Source organism: Streptomyces sp. NPDC058985, from assembly GCF_042740985.1.
Taxonomy (GTDB): domain Bacteria; phylum Actinomycetota; class Actinomycetes; order Streptomycetales; family Streptomycetaceae; genus Streptomyces.
The window spans coordinates 179,955-204,092 of record NZ_JBHYJX010000003.1 but is presented as its reverse complement, the minus strand read 5'-3'; the positions used below and the strand labels follow the sequence as shown (position 1 = coordinate 204,092).

The 24,138-nt window shown below is 75.0% G+C and carries 14 protein-coding genes; 9 read left to right on the top strand and 5 right to left on the bottom strand.

Annotated elements, in window-relative coordinates:
• The first annotated feature begins 32 nt into the window (after positions 1-32).
• From lanKC to ACFW01_RS03965, 4 genes are all read left to right on the top strand, one after another.
• Positions 33-2,642: a class III lanthionine synthetase LanKC gene (lanKC, locus tag ACFW01_RS03980; RefSeq protein ID WP_384502312.1), complete on the top strand. Its 2,610-nt coding sequence runs from the start codon at positions 33-35 to the stop codon at positions 2,640-2,642.
• Positions 2,643-2,678: 36 nt separating this feature from the next.
• Positions 2,679-2,810: a SapB/AmfS family lanthipeptide gene (locus ACFW01_RS03975; RefSeq protein ID WP_122620605.1), complete on the top strand. Its 132-nt coding sequence runs from the start codon at positions 2,679-2,681 to the stop codon at positions 2,808-2,810.
• A gap of 168 nt (positions 2,811-2,978) precedes the next feature.
• Positions 2,979-4,874 carry an ABC transporter ATP-binding protein gene (locus ACFW01_RS03970; protein ID WP_384502311.1) on the top strand — a complete coding sequence of 632 codons (1,896 nt, stop codon included), beginning with the start codon at positions 2,979-2,981 and terminating at the stop codon, positions 4,872-4,874.
• On the top strand, positions 4,871-6,685 hold the full coding sequence (locus ACFW01_RS03965; protein WP_234956897.1) for an ABC transporter ATP-binding protein: 1,815 nt from the start codon (positions 4,871-4,873) through the stop codon (positions 6,683-6,685). Before ACFW01_RS03970 ends, ACFW01_RS03965 begins: the two co-directional genes overlap by 4 nt.
• Before the next feature lie 46 nt (positions 6,686-6,731).
• Here ACFW01_RS03965 and ACFW01_RS03960 read toward each other — a convergent pair whose 3' ends face one another.
• A complete protein-coding gene (locus ACFW01_RS03960) occupies positions 6,732-7,337 on the bottom strand; it encodes a response regulator transcription factor (protein WP_234956898.1) in 606 nt (201 codons plus the stop codon).
• 561 nt (positions 7,338-7,898) lie between these two features.
• Between ACFW01_RS03960 and ACFW01_RS03955 the strand changes: the two genes are divergently transcribed.
• Together ACFW01_RS03955 and ACFW01_RS03950 are read left to right on the top strand one after the other, a co-directional pair.
• Positions 7,899-8,780 (top strand): DUF4132 domain-containing protein, encoded by an 882-nt coding sequence (locus ACFW01_RS03955; RefSeq protein WP_234956899.1) that lies wholly within the window; start codon positions 7,899-7,901, stop codon positions 8,778-8,780.
• Between the two features lie 40 nt (positions 8,781-8,820).
• The gene (locus tag ACFW01_RS03950; protein WP_384502310.1) at positions 8,821-13,836 is read left to right on the top strand and encodes a DNA-binding protein; all 5,016 of its coding nucleotides are present in this window, start codon (positions 8,821-8,823) and stop codon (positions 13,834-13,836) included.
• 35 nt (positions 13,837-13,871) lie between these two features.
• On the opposite strand, the gene ACFW01_RS03945 is transcribed toward ACFW01_RS03950, so the two are convergent.
• The gene (locus tag ACFW01_RS03945; RefSeq protein ID WP_234956901.1) at positions 13,872-15,167 is read right to left on the bottom strand and encodes an MFS transporter; all 1,296 of its coding nucleotides are present in this window, start codon (positions 15,165-15,167) and stop codon (positions 13,872-13,874) included.
• 172 nt (positions 15,168-15,339) lie between these two features.
• Here ACFW01_RS03945 and ACFW01_RS03940 point away from each other — a divergent pair, with 172 nt between their 5' ends.
• Positions 15,340-17,394 (top strand): phosphocholine-specific phospholipase C, encoded by a 2,055-nt coding sequence (locus ACFW01_RS03940; RefSeq protein WP_384502309.1) that lies wholly within the window; start codon positions 15,340-15,342, stop codon positions 17,392-17,394.
• A 161-nt stretch (positions 17,395-17,555) separates the two neighbouring features.
• Here ACFW01_RS03940 and ACFW01_RS03935 read toward each other — a convergent pair whose 3' ends face one another.
• Complete coding sequence (locus ACFW01_RS03935; RefSeq protein WP_384502308.1) at positions 17,556-18,467, bottom strand: hypothetical protein; 912 nt, start codon at positions 18,465-18,467, stop codon at positions 17,556-17,558.
• Positions 18,464-19,282 (bottom strand): phosphatase PAP2 family protein, encoded by an 819-nt coding sequence (locus tag ACFW01_RS03930; RefSeq protein ID WP_384502307.1) that lies wholly within the window; start codon positions 19,280-19,282, stop codon positions 18,464-18,466. Before ACFW01_RS03930 ends, ACFW01_RS03935 begins: the two co-directional genes overlap by 4 nt.
• 129 nt (positions 19,283-19,411) lie before the next feature.
• Here ACFW01_RS03930 and ACFW01_RS03925 point away from each other — a divergent pair, with 129 nt between their 5' ends.
• A complete protein-coding gene (locus ACFW01_RS03925) occupies positions 19,412-20,023 on the top strand; it encodes a TetR/AcrR family transcriptional regulator (RefSeq protein ID WP_384502306.1) in 612 nt (203 codons plus the stop codon).
• A 150-nt stretch (positions 20,024-20,173) separates the two neighbouring features.
• Here ACFW01_RS03925 and ACFW01_RS03920 read toward each other — a convergent pair whose 3' ends face one another.
• The gene (locus ACFW01_RS03920) at positions 20,174-21,181 is read right to left on the bottom strand and encodes a DUF2510 domain-containing protein (protein WP_384502305.1); all 1,008 of its coding nucleotides are present in this window, start codon (positions 21,179-21,181) and stop codon (positions 20,174-20,176) included.
• 275 nt (positions 21,182-21,456) lie between these two features.
• Between ACFW01_RS03920 and ACFW01_RS03915 the strand changes: the two genes are divergently transcribed.
• On the top strand, positions 21,457-24,135 hold the full coding sequence (locus ACFW01_RS03915) for an AAA family ATPase (RefSeq protein ID WP_234956907.1): 2,679 nt from the start codon (positions 21,457-21,459) through the stop codon (positions 24,133-24,135).
• Positions 24,136-24,138: the final 3 nt, after the last annotated feature.

The window sequence follows — 24,138 nt, the reverse complement described above, 5'->3', positions numbered from 1 at the left end:
GTCCCCGTCAGCGACCGGCGGAGGGAGAAGGCGTGAACAAGGGCTATGCCGTCTACTGCGACGCGGATCCGTCCTTCTACGACGCTCCGCACCGCACGGCCCTGCGCGGCGGCACCCGGCACGCCCGGTACGCCGCGGCCTCGGCCCCCGTGCCGGACGGGTGGCAGCGCAACGAGAGCGGGGACTGGCTCGCCCTGCGCCCCGTCGAGACCGACCTGCCCGACCAGGGCTGGAAGATCCACGTCTCCGCCTGTCTCGACAACGCCGAGTCCGTGCTGGAGCGCGTCCTGCGGCACTGCGTCGACGGCGGCACCGCCTTCAAGTTCGTGCCCAGCCGCTACCTGCTGCACCAGCGCAACGCGAAGTACGCGGACCGCGCGGGCAGCGGCAAGTTCATCACCGTGTACCCGGCCAACGAGGCGGACTTCGAACGGCTTGTGGGGGAGCTGTCCGTCCTGCTGGCCGGCGAACCCGGACCGCACATCCTCAGCGACCTGCGGATCGGCGACGGCCCCGTGCACGTCCGGTACGGCGGCTTCACCCGTCGCAACTGCTACGACGCGGACGGCGAGCTGCGGCCGGCCGTCACAGGGCCCGACGGCGTCCTGGTGCCCGACCTGCGCGGCCCGGTCTTCCGGGTGCCGGACTGGGTCACCCCGCCCGCCTTCCTGGCCCCGCACCTCGAAGCCCGCTCCGCGGTGACCCTGGCCGAACTGCCCTACACCGTCGAGTCGGCGCTGCACTTCTCCAACGGCGGCGGTGTCTACCTCGCCCGGGACAGCCGCACCGGCGAGCAGGTCGTCCTCAAGGAGGCCCGTCCGCACGCCGGTCTCGCGGCCGACGGGGCGGACGCGGTGACCCGCCTGCACCGCGAACGCCGGGCGCTGGAGATGCTGTCGGGCCTCGGCTGCACCCCCGAGGTGCGCGACCACCTCACGATCGGGGAACACCACTTCCTCGTCCTGGAGTACCTCGACGGGAAGCCGCTCAACACGTTCTTCGCCCGCCGCCACCCGCTCATCGAGGCCGACCCGGACGAGCGAAGACTGGCCGAGTACACCGCCTGGGCCCTGGACGTCCACGCGCGGGTGGAACGCGCCGTCCAGGACGTGCACGCCCGGGGCGTGGTCTTCAACGACCTGCACCTGTTCAACATCATGATCCGCGAGGACGACAGCATCGCCCTGCTCGACTTCGAGGCCGCCCACCACGTCGGTGAACCGGGCCGCCAGATCGTGGCGAACCCGGGGTTCGTGGCCCCCGCCGACCGGCGGGGCGTGGCCGTCGACCGGTACGCGCTGGCGTGTCTGCGGCTCGCGCTGTTCCTCCCGCTCACCAGCCTGCTGGCGCTCGACCGGCGCAAGGCGGCCCACCTCGCCGACGTGGTGGCCGAACAGTTTCCCGTGGACCGGGCCTTCCTGGACGCGGCCGTCGACGAGATCACGGCCGGCGCCGACGGCCTCACCGCCGCACCACGGCCGGCCGGGCCGGTGGCACCGGTCCGCCCGGACGACTGGCCCCGCAGCCGGGACTCGATGGCCGAGGCCGTCCGCGCGTCCGCGACGCCGTCCCGCACGGACCGCCTCTACCCCGGCGACATCGCGCAGTTCGCCACCGCCGGCGGCGGCCTCGCCTTCGGCCACGGAGCGGCGGGGGTGCTGTACGCCCTGGCGGAGAGCGGGGCGGGCAGGGACGAGGAGGGGGAGCAGTGGCTGCTGGAGCGGACCAAGCAACCGCCCTCGGGCATGCCGCTCGGCTTCCACGACGGGCTCGCCGGAATCGCCTGGACCCTCGACCGGCTCGGTCACCGCGACCGCGCGCTCGACCTCGCCGAACTCCTCGTCGACCAGCCCCTCGACGACCTGGCCCCCGACCTGCACAGCGGCACCGCCGGACTGGGCCTGGCCCTGGACTCGCTCGCCGCCGCCACCGGGGAGTCCGCGCTGCGCACACTCGCCCTGCGCTGCGCCGACCTGGCCGCCGGCGGCACGCGGACCACGGCGGAGAGGTCCGGCCGGACCCGCGCCGGGCTGCTGTACGGCGCCTCGGGACGCGCCCTGCTCTTCCTGCGGCTCCACGAACGCACCCGGGACGGCGGCCTGCTCGACCTGGCCCGTGACGCGCTGCGCCAGGACCTGGCCCAATGCGTCCGCGGCGCGGGCGGCGCGCTCCAGGTCGACGAGGGCTGGCGCACCATGCCCTACCTGGGCGCGGGCAGCGTGGGCATCGGCATGGTCCTCGACGACTACCTGGCGCACCGAGAGGACGAGGAGTTCGAGCGGGCGCGCGGCGAGATCGTGGCCGCCGCACAGGCCATGTTCTACGCCCAGCCGGGCCTCTACCGGGGCGTCGCCGGAATGGTGCTGTATCTCGGCCGCACCACGGCCCCGGCACCCGGCACCGGCCCCGAGGCCCTCCGGCGCCAGCTCGACGCGCTGTCCTGGCACGCCATGTCCTACCGCGACCGGCTCGCCTTCCCCGGTGAGCAGATGATGCGGCTGTCCATGGACCTCTCCACCGGAACGGCCGGATGCCTGCTGGCCGTCGCCTCCGTCCTCGGCGACGAGCCCGCCGGGCTGCCGTTCCTGCCGCCGCTGCGCACGAGCAGCGGCCCACCGACTCGGCCCCGCCCGGGGTCGTGAAAAAGCACACCCGTTGCCGTACGAAGGGAAAATGTCATGAACCTTTTTGACCTGCAGTCGATGGAGACCCCCAAGGACGAGGCCATGGGCGACGTCGAGACCGGCGGCAGCCGCGCCAGCCTGCTGCTCTGCGGCGACAGCAGCCTGAGCGTCACGACCTGCAACTGACGCCGGAGTTGACCGCCGCGGCGACATGGTGAGCCGTGTCGCCCGGCACTGGCGCCCCGGGTCTCTCCCGGGGCGCCGACGCCTGCTCCGCGCACCCCGCGGCCGTACGGCCCCCGGGGTGCGCGACCGGCGTCCCGGCACGGTGGGACGGACGGAAGGTCTTGGCTGGTGCGAACGAGCAGGTCCCGGGCGCGGCGGGCGCCCGAGGCGCGGGACGGGACCGACGCCGCGGGTCCCGGGCGCGCGCCGGAGGTACTGGTGCTGCTGTGCTCGGTGGCGGCTGCCCTGACGGCGGTGGCCCAGCCGGTCGTCCTCGGCCGCACCCTCGACTTGATGCTGCGCGACGGCGCCGACGACGCCGGCCCCTGGCTCGCGCTGAGCGCCGGGCTCCTCCTGGGAGAACTGCTCCTCGACAGCCTGACCGCGCTGTTCACCGGCGGCTGCAACGCCGCATGGACGGCCTCCGTCCGCTCCCGGGCCCTCACCGGCCTGCTGGGCGCCGTACCGGACCGCGTCCGCCCCTTTCCGCCCGGGGACGTCGGCACCCGCCTGACCCTCAACGCCGCCGACGCGGGCGGCGCCCCCGCGGCCCGGGCGGCGCTGGCGGCCTCGCTGGTCACCCCGCTGGGCGCCCTCGTGGCGCTGGCCTTCGTCGACGTGTGGGTGGCGGCCTGCGTGTGCGCGGGTCTGCCCGCCCTGGCCCTGGTGCTGCGGACCTTCGCCCGCGACACCGGCGCCTCGGTCGCCGCCTACCAGCGCACCCAGTCCGCGATCGCCTCGCGGCTCCTCGAGGCCCTGGAGGGCACGGCGACGATCGGCGCCGCGGGGACCGGCGACCGCGAACGCGCCCGGGTACTGGCGCCGTTGACGGAACTCGCCGCCCAGGGCCGGGACATGTGGGCCCTGCACGGACGGGCACTGGCCAGGAGCGGTGTCCTGGTTCCGCTGCTGGTCCTGGCGGCCACGGGCGTCGGCGGAGTGCGCCTGGCCTCGGGGGACCTGAGCGTGGGGGAGCTGCTCGCCGTCGGCCGGTACGCACAGCTCACGGCCGGTGTCGGCGCGGCCGCGTCCCTGCTGGGCGCGATCGTGCGGGGCCGCGAGGCACGCAAACGGACCCTGGAGCTGGAAGGGTTGCCCGCGCTGTCCCACGGGACGGGGCACCTGCCCCCGACCGGCACCGGCGAGCTCGAACTGCGCGGTGTGCGCGTGGTGCGCGACGGCAGGGAGGTGCTGCGCGCCGACCACGTGCGCGTGCCGGGCGGCTCCACGGTCGCGGTGGTCGGCCGCAGCGGCGCGGGCAAGACCGTCCTGGCGGCCGTGGCGGGGCGGCTGATCGACCCCGACGAGGGTCAGGTGCTGCTGGACGGTGTCCGCCTCGACCGGCTGGCGCGCGAGGCGCTGCGCACCGAGGTGGCGTTCGCCTTCGAACGCCCGGCGCTGGGGGAGGGCACCGTCGCCGAAGCGGTCGCCTCCGGGGCGCGGCTGGCCTCCCCCGAGCAGGTACGGCGAGCGACCCGGGCGGCGGGAGCCGACGGCTTCGTACGCCGGCTGCCGCACGGCTACGACACCCCGCTGCCGAGGGCGCCGCTCTCCGGCGGCGAGCACCAGCGGCTCGGCCTGGCACGGGCGTTCGCGCAGGCCGGACGGCTTCTGGTGATGGACGACGCGACGTCAAGTCTGGACACCGCGACGGAACACGAGGTGAACCTCGCCCTGCGCCGCTCGGTGCGGCCCGGGACCAGGCTCGTGATCGCGCACCGCCCGTCGGTGGCGGCCCGGGCCGATCTGGTGCTGTGGCTGGAGGAGGGGAGCGTGCGGGCCGTCGGGACGCACCACGACCTGTGGCGGACGGAGGACTACCGGGCCGTCTTCGGCGCCACCGGCACCACGGCCGCGGCGCCGCGCGTGGGGTCCGCCCGGCGACCCGGGCCGGAGCACGCGTCGGAGCCCGTGTCGAAGCCCGGGTCCGAACTCGGCGCCGAACTCGCCTCCGAGCCCACCTGCGAACGCGCCTCCGAACTCGCCTCCGAGCCCGCCACTGAGCCCGAGGAGGCACGGCCGTGACGTCCGCGTCCGCCGGGGACACCCGCACGCCCGCACCGGCCGACGACGGGTCGGGGGCGCTGCGCCGCGTCGTCCCGCCGGCGCGTCGCTTCCTCGCCCGGCGCAAGGGCGTGCTGGCCCGGCTCGGGCTCTGGTCGCTGGTGGAGTCGGCACAGGCGTTCCTGGTCGGGTTCGCGGTCGCCCACGCCGTCGACGAGGGCTTTCTCGCCGGTGACACGCGCCGGGCGCTGCTGTGGCTCGCGGCCGCCCTGGTCGCCGTACTCTCCGGCGCTCCGGTCGTACGAGGGGTGTTCGCGCAGCTCGCCGGGTTGACGGAGCCGCTGCGGGACGGTCTGGTGCGGCGTGCGGTCGACCGGTCCATGGCCCTGGCGGCCCTCGGCGGGCCCGGCGGGACGGACCGGGCGGCCGTCTCCCGGCTGACCAACCAGGTCGAGATCGCCCGGGACAGCTTCGCCGGTCTCGTCCTCACCCTGCGCTCGTTCGTCTTCACCGCGGCCGGAGCCCTGATCGGCCTGCTGTCCCTGCATCCGGCGCTGCTCGTGGTGGTCCTGCCGCCGCTGGCGGCCGGCCTCGCGCTGTTTCTGGCGACCCTGCGGCCCATGGCGGCGGCCCAACGCCGCGCCCTGGCCGCCGACGAGGCGCTCGGCGACCACGCGACCCGCTCACGTGCCGCCCTGCGGGACCTCACCGCCTGCGGGACCGGGCCCGAGACGGAGCGGCGCGGCGCGGAACTGGTCGCCGAGGCCGCCGCGACGGCCCGGGTCCTGGCCCGCTGGGCGGCGGTGCGCACGACGGCGCTCGGCGTCGCGGGCAACCTGCCCCTGCTCGCGCTGCTCGTGGCGGTGCCGTGGCTGCGCGGGCGGGGCGTGACGGCGGGAGCGCTGCTCGGCGCGTTCACCTATCTCGCGCAGTCCCTGCTGCCCGCCCTGCACACGCTGATGACCGCCCTGGGCGCGGCGGGCGCCCGGCTGCTCGTCGTCCTCGACCGGATCCTCGGCCCCGCGCCGGTGCCGGAGACCGCACCCGCGCCCGCCGCCCGCGCACCCGCACCCGGCGGGCCTTCGGCGCCCGGCGCCCGGCCGGCCCCGGCGGTGGAACTGCGGTCCGTCACCCTCTCCTACGGCGTCGGCGCGGAGCCGGTGCTCGACTCGCTCGACCTGCGCGTCGCCCGGGGCGAACACCTCGCCGTCGTCGGACCGAGCGGCATCGGCAAGTCGACCCTCACCCGCCTCGTCGCCGGAACACTCGCGCCGAGCGGCGGCGAGGTCCGGGTGGCCGGCCACGCGGTGACCGGACGCGCCGCCGCCGAACTCGCCGCCCTGCGCACGCTGGTCCCGCAGGAGGCGTACGTCTTCACCGGCACCGTCGGCGACAACCTCGCCTATCTCCGCCCGGACGCGGACCGGGCGGACCTCGACGCCGCCGTCCGGGAACTCGGGCTGCGGCCGCTGGTCGAGCGCCTGGGCGGGCTCGACGGTCCGGTGCGGCCCGCCGAACTGACCCACGCGGAGCGGCAACTGGTCGCGCTGGCCCGCGCGTACCTCTCGCCCGCCCCGCTGCTGCTGCTCGACGAGGCCACCTGCCACCTCGACCCGGCCGCGGAGGCCCTCGCGGAGGAGGCCCTGGCCCGGCGGCCGGGCACGCTGGTGGTGGTGGCGCACCGTCTGTCGTCGGCGGTCCGGGCCGACCGGGTGCTGGTGCTGGACGGCGTGGCCGCGGTCTGCGGCACCCACGAGGAGGTGCTGGACCGGTCGCCGCTCTACCGCGACCTGACGGGCCACTGGCACGGACAGCCGCTGCGGCGGCCGTGACCGCCGACGTCCGCGCGGGACAGGGTCGGCGTACGGTGCGGACGCGTCACGTCCAGCCGGCGCTCTGGACGATGCGTATCGCGTCGACCCGGTTGCGGGCGCCGACCTTCCGGATCGCCGTCGCCATGTAGTTGCGGACCGTTCCCCGTGACAGGTGCAGCCGCGCGGCGATCTCGGCGATCGGCGCCCCCTGGGAGGCCAGGGAGAGCACGCCCAGTTCGCGGGTGGTCAGCGGCATCTCCGCGCCCTTCAGCAGGGCCACGGTGAGGGTCTCGTCCAGGAAGCGCTCCCCCTTGGCCACCGTGTGCACCGCCGTGATCAGCCGGTGCGCCGGGGCGTTCTTGTCCACCAGCCCGAGCGCGCCCCCTTCGAACGCCCGGCGCAGCACCCCCGGCCGCTTGGCGGTGGCCAGGACGACGAGCCGATCCCCGTACCGGCCCCGCAGGCGCTCTCCCCGGGCTTCGTCCGGTCCCTGGAGGCACTCGCCGTCCACGACGCACACGTCCGCCGGTAACGCCTCGATGTCCGGTGCCTCGTTGTCCGGACACAGCGCCGAGACCTCCAGCGTGTCGTCGGATCTGAGCAGTTGCGCCAACGCCGACCGCAGTAGTGCCTCGTCGTGCACCACGACCGTACGGACCATCTCCCCCACCCCTTGTCTCGGCCCGTCCGGTTCGGACAGCCGATAGTCACTCGTCCCCGCGCCACGAGGCCATCTGCCCTGATCTGTGCGGGTGGAACACGGAGCGTACGCACGTGCGAAGCACACCCGAGTCAATCCGCCGTTGTGGGCCGCCCGTCAGGGGCGGAACAAGGGCCTCCGTCCGGGCGAACAAGGCGGAGAACACACCCATCCGCACCCGGCCCCACTCCGTAGGGAATCCGGCCGTCCGCCCTCGTACGCACGCCGTCGGGCCTCGCATCCTGGCCACGGTGGCACACCGCACCCACGGGGCCGCCCCGCCCGCGAAACCGGCCGGGTCGAACGGACGTCCGTTCGGCCGGGAATCGGCTGGAAAGCATCGTCGTTCAATCTGGCGCGAAATCCACCGCCCCGCGCGGGCGGTTCCCTTGACCGATCGGACGGGGCGGTGCGCGCGGGGGACTGTCGGTGGGTGCCCCTAGTCTTTCGCCAACGTCACAGCGGGGCGCGCCGATCGGGGCCGTCGGACGCGCTGTGCCGTGTTCCCGGCAGCGGAGAGGCGAAGGACCCATGGGGTGGCTGGCAGCGGGCGACGCGTACGAAGTCGCCCTGGTGGAGGGCCGGGTGGTGGCCCGGTCCGCGGTGACGGAGCCCCCGGAGGGGCGGGAGGGGAAGCGGGAGAGGTCCCTGCCGGAGGAGATACGGGACCGGCCCGAGGTGCTCGAACTCCAGCGTTTCGCCGAGTGGCTCGACCGGCACGCCGCCGAGTGCGCCGCCCAGGTCGACCGGTGGATGGTGTCCTCGCTGCCGGTACCGACGGGGCTGCTGGGACGGGTCTGGCCCGACGAGGCGTGGCGGGCGGCACTTCAGGACATCGTTGTCGTCGGCGACCACCCCGACGAGACCGGTTTCCTGCGCGACGCGGCCGAGTCGGGCGAACTGCGGCTGGTCGGCCCGGACGGCGCGACCGTCCGCCTGAAACCGCGCACGGTGACCATGCCCCACCCCGTCCTCCTGCCCCGGCTGGAGGAACTGCGCCGGTTCGCGGCCGAGTCGGGCGTGGTCCAGGGCGTCGAGCAGATCCACCGCCGCACCTGGCGCAGGCCCGGCGGGAGCGGTACCACGGCCCACACCGTGACCGAGTTCGCCGGCGCCGAGTACCGCTCCTGGTTCCACCTCTCCTCCCGCGCCACCTCCCTCGGCTACCAGATCTCCGGCAGCAGTGTCGTGGACCGGATCCGGGACGCCGGACGGGTCGTCACCGCCTCCGTCGGCATGAGCGACCCCTTCACCGAGGAGAAGGCCTGGACCGGCGGCCTGGCCTGGAGCGCCGAGGACGGCCGACGGCACCTCCCCCTCGCCGAGATCGGCCCCGTGGCCTGGTCCGAAGGCATGCGCATGGCCGCCGCCCTGCACGCCGGCCGCACCGCGCCCACGGACGGCGCCCGGTGAACGGCACGGCGGTACGCACCTCGACGAAAGGCCCGAGAGCATGAGCGACGGCACCACTGAGGGCGGGACGACGGCGGAGATGGCGGAACTGCTCCGGGCCGGCGCCGTCCTGCCGCCGGGCACCACCGGGGGCGGCGACCGGGCGGTGCCCGTGTTCACGCGGGCCTACCGGCACCCGGGCCTCGACGGCCGGACCGTCGTGCGGCTGATCGCCGAGGACCCCTCCGGGGACACCGGCGCCCCCTTCCTCGGCCTCAGGCCCGAGGGCGGACCGGTGGAGGTCGGCATCGGACAGCACCGGGCCATGGGCTTCCCCGAATGGGTCCTGGTCCGGCATCCCTCGGACGGCCATCTGGCCCTGTCCCTGGTCGAGGAGATGAACAAGGTCGCGCGGACGGTGCGCTCCCGCGCCAAGAAGGCGCGCGCCACGTACGAGTCGATCGGCGAGCGCCTCGCCGGTTCCGTGCCGCACTTCCTGCCGACCTTCTACGAGGAGGCCGGCCGGGTGTTCCTGGCCGCCGGAGAGCGGTCGTACGCCGCCCAGATGTTCGTCAACGCTCGCAAGGCCGAGACGGCGCACGCGCTGCCGTTCGACGAGGCGCGCATGGACGCGGTGTTCCTGGAGTTCGCCCTGGCCGACGCCGTGCCGACCAAAGTCCTGTCCGGATACGCCAAGGGTCTGTCCTCCCGGGTGCCGGCCGCGACCGCGTTCCGGCACCTGCGCGGTCTGTTCACCCGGCTCGCGGCGCACGGACTGCCGCCGTCCAGCCCGGGCGCGGCCGACCTGCGCCGGCTCGCGAAGGCCGCCGCGGGCCGGAACGCGCGGGCGGAGGAGATCGCCTACCTGCGCGAGATGCTGTCGCTGCCCGGCACCGTCAAGGCACCGCCCGGCTGGTGGAAGGCCCACCGGGCCGCGCTCCTCGAACTGGCCGGGCGGGAGCCCGCCGTCCGCGGCACCCTGCTGGGACTGCTGCCCGCGGAGTGGGGGCAGGAGGACCTGCCCCAGTGGCTGGAGCTGCTGGAGAAGTCCGGCGCCACCGCCGGGCTCTGCGACGCCGCACGGCCCGCCGAGGAGCGTTCCCCCGACGGCACGGCCGGCTGGGCGCGCAGGTTCCTCGCACTGTGCGGCGCCGACAGCCGGTCCCTGGCCCCGGCGGAGCTGTACCCGCTCGTGGACCGCATGGCCGGTCCACTCCGCGCCGAACTCAAGTCATCCGGCGCCGCGTTGCCGCCTCCGGTGGGCGACGTCGACCTCCTCGACCAGCTCCTGGCCCTGCGGATACCCGTCGCGGACCCCGAGAGCCGCCCCGGGCTCGGACTGAAGGCATGGGCCGCCCGCGACGAGCGGCGCGACCTGCTCGCCCTGGCGGCGGACCCGCGGTTCCACGCGGCCTTCCGGGAGGGCTGCCCCGCCCATGAGTACAGCGACGACGACCGGCGAACCGTCACGGTCCTCGCCGAGTCGCCCGGCGGGCGCCCCCTGCTCGCCGAGTGGGTGGCCCAGGTGAGCCGCCGGTATCTCACCGCCGAACTGGGCGGCTTCACCGGATACCTGGAGCCCCTCACCACACTGAGGTGGCTGCCCGGCGAGGTCCTGGCCACCGCCGGGCAGGCGGTACGCGAAGCGCTGGCCCCCGGCATGGCCCCGGCGCTGGCCCGCACCCTGAGCACCGGCATCCTGGACGAACTGGGCTGGCCCGCCTGGGACGAGGCGGTCGGTTCCGACGGATCCCCCGAGGAGGTGCGCAAGACACAGGTGGGTGAGGCATGGCCCCAGCTGATCGTCCTCAAGGGCACCCACGCCCGGGTGATCGACGCGGAGGGCACGGTACTCAGCCACGAACTGCGCCTCCCGGACGGGGCGGACCGCTGGCGTCCCGACGTCCGCCACGTGGACGGCGCCCTGCTCGTCACCTGGTACAGCTTCTCCACGTCCAGCTCCCACGGCTACTGGCACGACGGCGACCCCTCGGCACCGACGCCGGTGGACGGCGACGTGCGCTACCCCCACGTGTGCCAGGCCGACGGGAGCGGCGGGAGCGGAGGGGGCAACGGCATGCCGCCCGCCACCCTCCCGCTCCCGGAGGGCGGCCGGACCACCGGCCAGGGCATCCTGCGGCGGGGCGACACCCACGTCCCGTCCAGGCGGCTGGTGATCGGCGACGGCACCTCGTACTGGGTGTGGATCAAGGACTGGTCCGACGAGACGAACAGCGCCTGGCACGCGTACGACCCGTACGGCCGCGCGGTGGGTGAGCGCGCCGTGCCGGACTGGTTCGGCGAGGGGCTGGGTGCCGCGCCGGAGGGCAGCACCCTCGGCACCGCCTGGCTGCTGCCCGACCCGGCCGCGGTGCCCGGCCCGGTGGGCGCGCCGGTCGACGGGGTGCTCGGCTGGCGGGTGATCAGGCTGCCCGACGGTTCGCGGCGGGGCGACGACCTCGCCGGGCGGTCGGTCGTCGTACCGCCCGGCGTGGGCAAGGACCCGGAGCACGCGCTGGTCTTCCCCGGCACCGACCGGCCGGTGACCGTGCTGCGGTGGTCGGGCACCGACATCCGGCTGCTCGACGGCGACGGCAAGGTCCTCGCCGAGGTCACGCGCGGCCACACGGCCGGCCCGTTCAGCGCGGGCACCGCCCTGCTGCCGCCCCTGCGCCACTGGCACCTGCTCCGGCCCCGCGACCCGGAGGGCTCCGCGGCACTGCGCCAGGTCGGCGAGGAGACCGCGGCGGCCCTGCTCGCGGCGGCCGTGGCGGAAGGGCCCGCGGACGGACCCGCCGGCCGGGACGAGCTGCCCGGCCTGATTCGCGGCCTGCTGCCGCGGGTCGGCCACGAGGCGCTGCGCGCGGGCATCGCCGGTGTGACGCGGTACGCCGCCGAGCTGCAGCGCGTCCTCGACGCCGCGCGCGCCCGGCTCGACGCCGCCGTGGCGGGCGAAGCCCCCCGGAAGGAGCCGGCCGCCGTCGGTGACCTCCTGCTGGCCGCCGCGTTGAACGGCGTCGGCCTCACCGACGGCGAGCGACGCTGGTACTACGACTTCGACCACCACCTTTTCGGACTGCCGGGCCTGCTCAGCCCGTCCGCGCGGGGCCAGGCCGAACCGGCACCCGAGGGCCGGGTCCATGCCGACCTGGCCGGGCAGCCGTCGCTGGGGCGCCTCAACGCCCTGGCCCTGCCCCACCTCCCGGCCGTCGTCGCGCTGCGGGCCGGCACCGAGGTCATCGTGCCGGAGCACCGGCAGGCACTGGAGGCGTTCCTCGCGGAACTGGACGCGCGGCACCTCACGGAACTGGCCCCGGACCACTGGCGCCGCGTCCGCCTGTGCCTCGACGGCGGCCTGTTCACCGGGCCCGACGCCGTGAAGGGCTACACCAGGGCCACCGTGCTCGACCTGGCCGACGGCGCGTTCCTCGTCTTCCCCGACCGCTGGTACCAGTTCGTCCAGGAGCACGGCGCGCACGAGATCCCCGGCCGGCACTACGGCGCCCTCCACCACGACCCGACCGGCAGATTCGAGACACCGGCCCCGTACACCCCGGTCTCCCAGGAGCCCTTCGTGCCGGAGCCGACCCGGGCGCCCGGCTGGGCCGCCGCCTTCCGCGCCACGCTCGCGGAACGCGGTCCCGCACCCTGGTACCCGGCGGCCGCCGAGGAGTTCGCCCGGCTCACCGGCGTCACCCCGACCATGGCCCGGCTGGTGGTCGCCGGCCTGCCCCTGATCGACGACGTACGGCAGGCCGTACCCTCCGCGACACTGAAGGCGATCGGCGTGAAGTCGGCCGACGCCCGGGTGGCCAAGGACGAGCTGAGGGCCCTCGACGCGGGCGCCCGGCAGGCCGTCGTGACGGCGCTGCTGCCCGCCGACCCGTCCCGGCTGTGGACCCACGGCCCCGACGCCGCCCGCGCGGCCGGAGTCTGGAACGAGCGGCTGGGCCGGCGCACCCCCGTCCCCGAGGAGGTGGTGCACGACGCGGCCCGCACCGTGGAGCCCGTGGGCTGGGCACCGGCCGCCGCCCTGCGCGGCTTCGTCGACCTCGCCACGGAGCCCCGCCTCACCCAGGACCTGACCTGGACCATCGGCCGTTATTACCTGACGTCCGCCGAGCGGACGCCCGGCTTCGACGGCCACGTCCTCAAGGGCGCGGTGGCGATGGCCGCGTGGCTCGCCCACCGGCTCCCGTCCGGCGACCCGGTCCGTGCCGTCCTGCCCGGCGTACTGACCGCGCTGCGCGCCCGGCTGGCCCATCCCGGGCTGCTGATCGGCCTGGACGGCAAGACCGACTGGGAGGCGTTCCGGCAGGCCGCGGGCGAACCGACCGAGACCGGTGACGATTTCGTCCGCTACGGCGCGGTCGTGCTGGGCACCGAGCGGTCGGAGTCCGACCCCGTCCCCGCCGTCCGTCCGGTCCTGCTGGACGCGGCCGGTCACGACCCGTACCTGGCGGCGCTGTTCGCCGGGCAGCGGCCGAACGCGCAGCGGACCGCCCTGCGTCTGGTCCACGACGGCCCCTTCGCCGAGCTGCTCGCCGGCCCCGGGAACCCGGTGGCCGGCGAGCGCGACCAGGACGGCCTCTGGTGGCCGCAGGACCCGGCCCGGTCCGTGCCCGGCCTGGTCGCCGAGGTGGCCGCACGGCACGGCATCGGCGAGGACGCCGCCGCTCTCTACCTGATGCTGCTCGCCATGCCGGACCCCACCGACCGCAACACCGCGCGCTGGACCGGCTGGGGGGAACAGCGCGGCGGCACCGCCCGGCTGCGGGCCGCCCGAGCCGAACTCGCGGCCACCGGCCTCGTACTGGAGGGCAGCCGGGCCAAGGCCGGACGCTCGCTGTTCCTGCCCGGTGGGTGGACCAGGCTCGCGAACCCGCACCTCCCGCTGGAGCGGTGGAAGCTGCCGCTCTACGGTCTGCTCGACGGCGAGTCGCCCGTCCTCGGCGTCGTCGTCCCCGCCCGGCCCGTGGCCGACGTGTACCGCGAGGCGTGGCGGCGGGTCGTGGCGGGTGAGGGGCCGCGGCCGGAGGACATGGAGGTGCCGCGACCGCGCGGGCGCCGGCGCTGAGGTGCGCCCTGGCGGGGCGCTGCCGCCCACCGGCGTCAGCGCTCCAGCTCCTTGTGCGCCGTCTCCGGCAGCCGCAGGTACACCAGCGAGGACAGCAGGCACAGGACGGCGACGTACCAGGGGAACAGCCCGGAATGGCCCAGGTCCTTGAAGAGCGTGCCCACGTAGGGCGCCGTCCCGCCGAAGAGGGCGACCGTGAGCGAGTAGGGGAAGCCGATCCCGGCCGCCCGCACCCGGGGCGGGAAGATCTCGGCGTTGACCGCGGCGCTGATGGAGGTGAAGCCGGTCAGCAGGATCATCCCGGCGCACTGCACCAGCAGCAGGACGGCGAAGGAGTCCCGCAGGGAGTGCAGCAGCGGCACGCTCAGCAGGGCGAAACCCACGCCGAAGAAGAGCAGCGGGGGGCGGCGCCCGAAGCGGTCGGAGAGCATGCCGCCCACCGGCTGGAGCAGCGCGAAGAAGGCCAGCGAGAGGGTGCCCGCGAGCAGCGCGTCCGACTTGGCGAGGCCCGTGTTGAGTTCGGCGTAGGTCGGCAGGTACGACGTCCAGGTGTAGTAGGCGATGGTGCCGCCCGCCGTGATGCCGCAGATCAGCAGCGACTCGCGCGGATGGCGGCGCAGCGCCTCGAACAGTCCGGGTCGTGGGGCCTGCCGCTGCTCCTCGCTGCGGGTCTCCTGCGCGCCCTGCCGGATCCAGAAGCCGACCAGGCTGAGCACCGCCCCGAGGACGAAGGGGACGCGCCAGCCCCAGCCGTTCATCCGCTCCTCGCTCAGCGTGTTCACCAGCACCGTCGCGACACCGGAGGCGACGAGCTGCCCGGCCGTCGTCGAGACGTACTGGAAGCTGGAGAACAGGCCGCGTCGCCCCGGCCCCGCCGACTCCACCAGGAAGGTGGTCGAGGCCGCGAACTCGCCGCCCACCGAGAGCCCCTGGAGCAGCCGTGCGGCCACCAGCACCACCGGGGCGAGCACCCCGGCCGCCGCGTAGGTCGGGGTCAGGCCGACCAGCAGGCTGCTGCCGCCCATCAGCAGGATGGTGACCGTCAGCGCGGCGCGCCGTCCGCGCCGGTCGGCGATCGCGCCCATCAGCAGCCCGCCCACGGGCCGCATGAAGAAGCCCACGGCGAACACCGCGAACGTCGACAGCAGCGGTACCAGCGAGTTGTCCGCGCTCTCGGGGAAGACCTGGTCGGCGATGTAGGTGGCCAGGAAGGTGTACGCGTACCAGTCGTACCACTCCACGGCGTTGCCCACCGAGGCGGCGAGGAGCTGGCGGACGGGTCGTCGGGCCGGGGGTGCTTCCGTGTGCATGCCTGTCATGATCGCGACCATCCCCGGGCGACCGGCCCGGCACACCTGGCGTACCGGCGACTTTCACACCAGCGCCACCGGACCCTTCCCTGACGTTTGCTGCTCCTGGAACACTCCTTTCGCGCGCAATCCGTCATCATCCGGCACCGTCCCGGCCGGTTGAACCCCCCGAGGCGAGAGGTCTCCCACCCCCATGCCAGACGTCAACCGCCGCAGGTTCCTCCAACTCGCCGGCGCCACCTCCGCGTTCAGCGCGCTGTCCGCGAGCATCGAGCGGGCCGCGGCGCTCCCGGCGAACCACCGTTCGGGGACGATCGAGGATGTCGAGCACATCGTCGTCCTGATGCAGGAGAACCGTTCCTTCGACCACTACTTCGGCAAGCTGCGCGGTGTGCGCGGCTTCGGCGACCCGCACCCGGTGACGCTGGGCAGCGGCCGGTCGGTGTGGCACCAGCCGGGCAGCGACGGCAAGGAGGTGCTGCCCTTCCACCCCGAGGCCGACGACCTCGGCATGCAGTTCCTCGAAGGGCTCCCGCACGGCTGGTCCGACGGCCAGGACGCCTACCACGACGCGAAGTACGACCGGTGGCTGCCGGCCAAGGGCACCACCACCATGGCGTACCTGACCCGCGAGGACATCCCCTTCCACTACGCGCTCGCCGACACCTTCACCGTCTGCGACGCCTACCACTGCTCCTTCATCGGCTCCACCGACCCCAACCGCTACTACCTGTGGTCGGGTCACACGGGCAACGACGGCACCGGCGGCGGGCCGGTCCTCGGCAACGACGAACTGGGCTACGACTGGACCACGTACCCCGAGCGGCTGGAGGCGGCCGGGATCTCCTGGAAGATCTACCAGGACATCGGCGACGGCCTGGACGCCGCCGGCCACTGGGGCTGGATCGACGACGCCTACCGCGGCAACTACGGCGACAACTCGCTGCTGTACTTCAACACGTACCGCAACGCGAAGCCCGGCGACCCCCTGTACGACAAGGCGCGCACCGGCACCGACGCGAAGAGCGGCGAGGGGTACTTCGACCAACTCCGCGCCGACGTCAAGGCGGACCGGCTGCCGAAGGTCTCCTGGATCGCCGCGCCCGAGGCGTTCTCCGAGCACTCCAACTGGCCGTCGAACTACGGCGCCTGGTACATCTCCCAGGTCCTGGACGCGCTCACCGCCAACCCGGCGGTCTGGGCGAAGACCGCGCTGTTCATCACGTACGACGAGAACGACGGCTTCTTCGATCACCTGGTGCCGCCGCTGCCGCCGAAGTCCGCCGCGCAGGGCCGGTCCACCGTCGACGTCTCCCTCGACGTCTTCCAGGGCAGCGCCAGTCACCGCGAGGGCTTCTACGGGCTCGGCCCGCGCGTGCCCATGCTGGTCGTCTCGCCCTGGAGCAAGGGCGGATATGTCTGCTCCGAGACCTTCGACCACACCTCGGTCATCCGGTTCATGGAACGCCGCTTCGGTGTGCGCGAACCCCAGATCTCGCCGTGGCGGCGCGCCATCTGCGGCGACCTGACCAGCGCCTTCGACTTCTCCCGCAAGGACAGCCGCCCGGCCGCCCTGCCGGACACCGACGCCTACGAGCCGCCGGACCGCGAACGCCACCCCGACTACCGCCCGACGCCGCCCGCGGACCCGGACATGCCCCGGCAGGAGCGCGGCCGGCGCCCCACCCGGCCGCTGCGCTACGCCCCGCACGTGGACGGCGCCGTGGACGCCGCGGCCGGCAAGTTCACGCTCACCTTCGCCTCCGGAGCGGCGGCCGGCGCCGCCTTCCTCATCACCTCCGGCAATCGCACCGACGGCCCCTGGACGTACACCACCGAGGCCGGCAAGTCCGTCGCGGACACCTGGAACTCGGCGTACTCGAAGGGCTCGTACGACCTGACCGTGCACGGCCCCAACGGCTTCCTGCGCGTCTTCAAGGGCCCCAACAAGAGCGCGGGACCCGAGGTCACCGCCCGGCACACCGGCGACGACGTCCGGCTGACCCTCACCAACGGCGGGACCTCGGTGGTCCGGCTGAAGGTGGAGAACGCGTACGGCGGCCGGAGCAAGACCCTCACCGTGCGTCCCGGCACCACCGTGCGCCACACCGTCGACCTGGAGCGGAGCGGGCGCTGGTACGACCTGACCGTCACCTCCGACTCCGACCCGGCGTACCTGCGCCGCTTCTGCGGCCACGTGGAGAACGGCCGGCCCGGCGTGAGCGACCCGGCCCTCGTCACGGACTGACGACGACCGGCCTCAGAGCCGGCCGAGGTGCCCCGGCCCCGGTGCCGGGGCCCTGGCGTCCATCCCGCGTCCGGCTCGGCGGATGGCGGGGGTGGGGGCGGGAGATGCCACGGGTGCCCGTGGGCAGTCCGGCGCCCGTCGCCGACTGACCTGACTCGGCCTCAGAGCCGCGTGAGGTGCCCCGGCCCCGGCTGCCGGGGCACCAGTGTCGCCGCCGCGTCCGGTACGGGGGGTGCGGCAGGGGTGTCGGGCGGGTGCGGGGTCGCGCGGCTCAGGTGGATCACACCCCGGGCGGCCAGCGCCGCACCGGTCAGGGCGAGGAGTACGCCGCCCGGGCCGCCGCGCAGCCGCTCGCCGAGCAGGGAGAGTCCGATCACCGCGGCGGCCACGGGATTGGCCAGCGTCACCACGGCGAGGGGGGCGCCCAGGCCGCCCCGGTAGGCGGTCTGCGACAGCAGCAGGCCGCCCGCCGCGAAGGCCGCCACCAGCACCGCCACCCCGATGACCTGCGCGCTGAGCAGTGGGTCCGAGCGGTCCGTGACGGCGACCGTGACCGTCTGGGTGAGCGCCGAGGCGACCCCGGAGGCGACGCCGGACGCCGTCGCGTGCCGCAGCCCCGGCCGGGTGCCGGGCCAGGCCAGTACGCCGATCAGCGCGGCCGTCGCGCCGGACACCGCCAGCGCCTCGGCCACGCTCAGGGAGTCGTCCGGCGCGGGCCCCGACGCGGTGAGCAGCAGCGCGCCCAGCCCCAGCAGGGTCAGCCCGGTGCCCCGCCACTCGACGGCGCTCACCCGCCGGCCCGCCAGCCGCGCCCCGAGGGGCACCGCCGCGACCAGGGTGAGCGCCCCGAGCGGTTGCACCACGGTCAGTGGCCCGTACCGCAGGGCCACGACGTGCAGCAGGGCGGCCGACGCGTTGAGCGCGACCGACCACCACCAGGCACCGGACGCCAGCAGCCGCAGCGCCCCCGCCCCGGCACCGCGCTTGGCCAGCCGTTCCTGGGCGACGGCCGCGGCGGCGTAGGCGCACGCGGAGACCAGGGACAGCAGGACGGCGACGAGAGCGGCGTTCACCGGGCCGCCCCGACCAGCTCGGGCCCGGCCGCCGCCCGGCGCCGCGACAGCGCCCGGCGCGGCGGCGGCGCGCACCGCCGCCGGTGCGGCGGGCGCAGTACCGCGAGCGCCAGACCGAGCAGCGCCGTGGCGGCGACCACGTCCAGCCAGTAGTGGTTCGCGGTGCCCACGATCACCAGCAGGGTCAGCAGCGGATGCAGCAGCCACAGCCACCGCAGCCGGGACCGGGTCGCGACGGCCAGGCCGACCGCCACCATCAGCGCCCAGCCGAAATGCAGCGACGGCATCGCCGCGAACTGGTTCGACAACTCGTCCGTGGCGGGCGGCCCGTACACCGAGGGGCCGTACACCCGGGCCGTGTCGATCATTCCGGCGGCGCCCAGCATGCGCGGGGGCGCGAGCGGGAAGAGCAGGTGCAGCACCAGCGCCGCGCCGGTCACGGCGGCCAGCACCCGGCGCGCCCACACGTAGTGCGCGGGCCGTCGCAGGTAGAGCCAGACCAGGAAGGCCACGGTGGCCGGGAAGTGCACGGCGGCGTAGTAGGTGTTCGCCGAGTGGACCAGCGCGTCGCCGTGCAGGAGCAGGGACTGCACCACGCCCTCGTCGGGCAGCCGCAGCGCGCGTTCCCCGTCCCACACCCGGCGGGCGTTGCGGAAGGCGTCCGCCGTGTGCCCCGTCGCCAGCTGCCGGCCGAACTTGTACACGAGGAAGAGCCCGGCCACGAGCAGCAGCTCACGGACGAGCGGCGGGCGCGCGGGCGTGCCCGGCCCCGCCTGTGGAGGCTCCGCTCCGGCGGGCTCGCTGCGGGCGTTCATCCCCGGCCTCTCATCGATACGACCTCGTTCCGATACGACAGTGTACCGATACGCTCGTGTACCGGTACACTGGCGTATCGATAGACACTCGAGGCGCACTCGAGACGCACCGGACGAGGAGCAGGGACCATGACGTCGCAGGCCGCGCACCGACCGGAACCGGTCGGCGTCTCGCGCCGCTCCAAGATCACGCCCGAGCGTGAGCAGGAGTTCTTCGACGCCGTGCTCGAACAGATCCGGGCCTGCGGGTACGACGCCGTCACCATGGAGGGCATCGCCGCCAGCACCAGGTGCAGCAAGTCCACGCTCTACCGGCAGTGGAAGACCAAGCCCCAGTTCGTGGCCGCCGCCCTGCGCTCCCACCGGCGGGTGCGCTTCGCCGGCATCGACAGCGGATCGCTCGCCGAGGACCTGCGCCAGGCGGCCCGCATCGCGGGGGAGTGGTCCGGCAAGGACACCCTGCTCCAGGCGCTCGGGCACGCGGTCATGCAGGACCCGGAGCTCCAGCGCGCGCTGCGCGAGGCGCTGGTGGAACCCGAGATCGCCGCGCTCCGGGAGATCCTGCGGCGCGGGGTCGAGCGCGGCGAGGTCGACGCGGACCATCCGGCCCTGGAGTACGTGCCGGCGCAGATGTTCGGCGTGCTGCGGATGCGGCCCGTCGTCGAGGGCGAGTACGCCGACGCGGAGTACCTCGTCCGGTTCGTGGAGGCCGTCGTGCTCCCGGCGCTCGGCCTCCCCTGAGACCCAGGCCGCCGTCCACGGGATGACTGGACGGTGGTCTGCCCGCGCCGCACCGTGGGGACGGGGGCGGCGCGCACCCCCGGCCGGGCCGGGGCGCCCTCTGAGCGGAGGGGCGCCCCGCCCGGCCGATCACCGTGCCGGCGGGGCCGGTCAGACGTCCTGCCCGTTGCCGCCCCCGGCGGCGCCCGCCTCGATGCCCTTGGTGATCTCGTCGAGTACCGCCTGCTTCTCCCCGACGTCGACACCGAAGCGGACGACGACGAGGCGCTCGGGATCGGCCGGCGAGGGGAAGGCGAGCGACTGGACGTACCCGTCGGCGCCCTTGGCCGTGACCGCCTGCCAACGGACCAGGTAGCCCTTCTGTCCGGCGACGGTGACCGCCTTGGACGCCAGTTCCTTGTGCGAGGTGATCCCGCCGTAGGCCTTGCCGTAGGATTGCTCGGCGTTCGCCTCGATGTCGGCCTTCGCGACCTCCTCCGCGGTGTCGCCCTCGGTGCGCAGCACCAGCGCCGGGGCCGAGTAGGCGCCGCCCTTGGTGCAGGTCGCGGAGGAGTCGCCGGGGCACTTGTAGCTGTCGTCGGACGTCACCGACGCGCCGACCTCCAGCTGCTGCCCGGACCAGCCGTCCGGGATGGGCAGGGTGATGCCGCTCAGCCGGTCCGGCACCGACCCGCTGTCGATCGTCGGCGGCTCCGACCCGCCCGGCGAGTCCGGCGCGGGCGACTCGCCGCCCCCGCCGTCACCTCCGCCGTCGCCCCCGCGCGGGTCGCCGAAGGGGGCGTCCTCGCCGCCGGGGCCGCGCCGGTCCTGCTGCGAGGATCCCGCGCTGTCGCTTTCCGAGCCGTCACCGGCCAGCGCGTACACACCGAACCCGATACCGGCCAGCACCGCCACCGCCGCCGCGACGGCTATGCCGGTGGTCATCCGGCGCCGCCGCGCGGAGGGGGACCGCACGGGCATGCCCGGATAACCCTGGTGCACGGGGTACGGCGCCGCGCCCGGCGCCGGCGGCTGCGCGGGAGGGGCCCACGCGGCCTCCTGCCCGGCGGGGCGGACCTGGTCCGTCCACGCCTTGCCGTCCCACCAGCGTTCGGTGGCGGGACCGTCCTGCTTCTGTCCGGGGTCCGGGTACCACCCGGGAGGAGTCACCTGCGTCATGTGCCCACCGTATGAGGCGTCGGTGAAAGCCGGATGAGAGGCCCGGCGGAGAGGTCCGCCGCCGGCCGTCCGCCGACCCGTCACCGCCCCGCGGCGGCGACGAGTTGACGCCGCCCGCCGGGTGCCGCCGCAGATGACGGGCCCGGCACGTCGTCCGGGCTTTACCCCAAGTCACCCGTCACGGCAACTGCTCGCCGGACCACGCACCACGTGCCCGGCCGTAGGGCTAGGCTCAGTGCTCGTACGTCATTCGGGCGACTTGGGGAGGTAGCGGGATGACGGAGGTACGGCGGGCGGTCGCCGCCTCGGCCTCCCTCTGGGAGCGCGACGAGGAAGTCGCCACCATCACGCGGGCGGTCCACACCCTGCGCGCCGACCGCTCGTCCCCCGGCCTGCTGCTGGAGGCGCGCGGCGAGGCCGGAGTGGGCAAGAGCGCGCTGCTCGCCGAGACCCGCCGCATCGCCGAGGGGCTCGGCTGCACCGTCTGGTCGGCGCGCGGCGGCGAGACCCTCAGGTCCGTCCCCTTCAACGTCGTACGCCAACTCCTCCAGCCCGCGCTGGTGTCGATGCTGCCCGAGGAGGCCCGCGAGTACCTCGGCGACTGGTACGACATCGCGGGCCCCGCCCTCGGCATAGCGGACCCCGGCGAGCGGCAGGCCGACCCGCAGGGCGTGTGCGACGGCCTGGTCGCCGCGGTGCGCCGCCTCGCCCGCCGGGAGTGGCCGCTGGTGCTGCTGATCGACGACGCCCACTGGGCCGACCAGGAGACCCTGCGCTGGCTCGCCGCGCTCGCCGGCCGGCTCGACGAGACCTCGGTGCTGATCGTCCTCGCCCGCCGCCCCGGCGACGTGAGCGGCGACAGCGCCCGCCACCTCGACGAGGCCGCCGCGGTGGGCCGGCCCCTCGCCCCGCTGAACGCCCTCACCCCCGACGCGACGGCCGGACTGACCCGCGCCACGCTGGGAGCCCACGCCGACGCCGCGTTCTGCCGCGAGGTGTGGGCCGTCACCGGCGGCAACCCCTACGAGACCGTCGAACTCCTCGCCAAGGTCCAGGACAGCGAGCTGCAGCCGGTCGAGGCGGAGGCCGCCGAGCTGCGCGCCCTGAACCGCTCCGCGCGGGGCGGCGGACTCGTCGCCCGCCTGGAACAACTCGGCGTCGACTCCACCCGGTTCGCCTGGGCCGCGGCCATCCTCGGCGGCGGTATCACCGTCGACATGGTGGCCCGCCTCGCCACCCTCGACCGCGCCGACGCCGCCCGCTGCGCCGAGCTGCTGTCCGACGCCCGCATCCTCGCCGCGGCCGACCCCGCACCCGGCCAACCGGGCGACGGGGACCTGGAGTTCGTCCATCCGCTGATCGCCACCGCCGTCTACAACTCCATCCCCGACGCGCTGCGCACGGCGATGCACGGCATAGCGGCCCAACTGGTCACCGACTCCGGTCTCGGCGCCGCGGCCGCCTCCCGCCACCTGCTCCAGGTCTATCCCGACGACGACCAGGAAGTCGTCGGGCAACTGCGCGAAGCCGCCCGGGAACACCTGGCCGTCGGCGCCCCGGACGCGGCCCGCCGCTGCCTGGAACGCGCGCTGCAGGAACCGCCGTTGCCCGACACCCACGCGCGCGTGCTCTTCGAGCTGGGCTGCGCCACCCTCCTCACCGCGCCCGCCACCACCATCGGCCACCTGCGCACCGCGCTCGCCATGCCGGGACTCGACGGTGAGCAGCGCGTCGACGCCGTCTTCCGGCTCTCCCAGGCGCTGCTCCACAACGACCAGCTGGAGGAGGCCGTCCGCACCGTCGAGGCGGAGGCCGCACGCAACCCGGACCCCTCCGCGCGGCTGCGGCTCCAGGCCGTCCAGTACATGTGGGAGGGCATCCACGCGGGCGAGACGTCCTCGCCCCGCCGCTCCGCCCGCCTGGCCGAACTCGCCGCCACCTGCACCGGCCGCGACAACGCCGAACGCGCCCTGCTCATCCTGCGCGGCTTCGACGCCATGACGCACGGCGAGAGCGCCGAGGAGGTCGTCGAACTCTGCGACCGGGCCCTGGTCAACGGCCGCCTCGCACCCGGGCTCGGCTGGACCGACACCGAGTGGGGCCTGGAACTGCCCATGATGCTGGCCAGCTCCTACGCATACGCCGACCGGCTCGACCGCGCCGAGGCGCTGTTCACCGAGGCCCTGCGCGCCTACGAGACGGCGGGCTGGAGCGGCGGTCACCTCTCCCTCGCGCACGCCTACGTCGGCCTCGGCCACCGCAGGCGAGGACGCCTCAGGGAGGCCGAGACGTCGCTGCGCGCATCCCTGCGCATCGCCGAACGCGTCGGCCGCGGACTGCCGTTGTACTGGTCGGCGATCTGCAACCTGATCGACACTCTGCTCGCCCGCGGCCATGTCGCCGAGGCCCGCACCCTCGCCGACCAGTACGACTTCGCCCCGCCCTACCCGTCGACGATCGTGCTGCCCGACCCCCGCTCCGTGCGCGGCCGGCTGCTGCTGGCGACCGGCCGCACCGAGGAGGGCGTGGGAGAGCTGGAGGCCGCCGAGAAGGCCGCCGCCGCCCGCGGCCGGCACAACCCCGTGGTGGTGCCCTGGGCGACCGAACTGGCCCGCGCCCTCGCCACCGAGGACCCCGGCCGCGCCGCCCGGCTGGCCAGTGACGCGCGCCGCCAGGCCGAGCGCTTCGGCACGGACACTGCCATAGGAGAGGCCCTGCGCTGCGCCGCCGCGCTGGAGACCGGTCAGCGCGCGGTCCGGCTCGCCGCCCAGGCCGTCACCTACCTGGAGGCCTCGCCCTGCCAGTACGAACACGCCGCCGCCCGCGTGGAGTACGGCATCGCGGCCCGTTCGGCGGCCGAGCTGAACCGGGGCCTGGCGCTGGCCGACTCGTGCGGCGCCGACGGGCTGGTGGCCCGGGCCCGCGAGGCGCTGGCGGTGGTGCACGCGGGCTGACGG

Coding starts and splice junctions, on each gene's coding strand:
- ACFW01_RS03955 (WP_234956899.1), top strand. CDS start 7,899: ATGGGGTGGCTGGCAGCGGGCGACGCGTACGAAGTCGCCCTGGTGGAG.
- ACFW01_RS03975 (WP_122620605.1), top strand. CDS start 2,679: ATGAACCTTTTTGACCTGCAGTCGATGGAGACCCCCAAGGACGAGGCC.
- ACFW01_RS03950 (WP_384502310.1), top strand. CDS start 8,821: ATGAGCGACGGCACCACTGAGGGCGGGACGACGGCGGAGATGGCGGAA.
- ACFW01_RS03925 (WP_384502306.1), top strand. CDS start 19,412: ATGACGTCGCAGGCCGCGCACCGACCGGAACCGGTCGGCGTCTCGCGC.
- ACFW01_RS03920 (WP_384502305.1), bottom strand. CDS start 21,181: ATGACGCAGGTGACTCCTCCCGGGTGGTACCCGGACCCCGGACAGAAG.
- ACFW01_RS03945 (WP_234956901.1), bottom strand. CDS start 15,167: ATGGTCGCGATCATGACAGGCATGCACACGGAAGCACCCCCGGCCCGA.
- ACFW01_RS03930 (WP_384502307.1), bottom strand. CDS start 19,282: ATGAACGCCCGCAGCGAGCCCGCCGGAGCGGAGCCTCCACAGGCGGGG.
- ACFW01_RS03940 (WP_384502309.1), top strand. CDS start 15,340: ATGCCAGACGTCAACCGCCGCAGGTTCCTCCAACTCGCCGGCGCCACC.
- ACFW01_RS03915 (WP_234956907.1), top strand. CDS start 21,457: ATGACGGAGGTACGGCGGGCGGTCGCCGCCTCGGCCTCCCTCTGGGAG.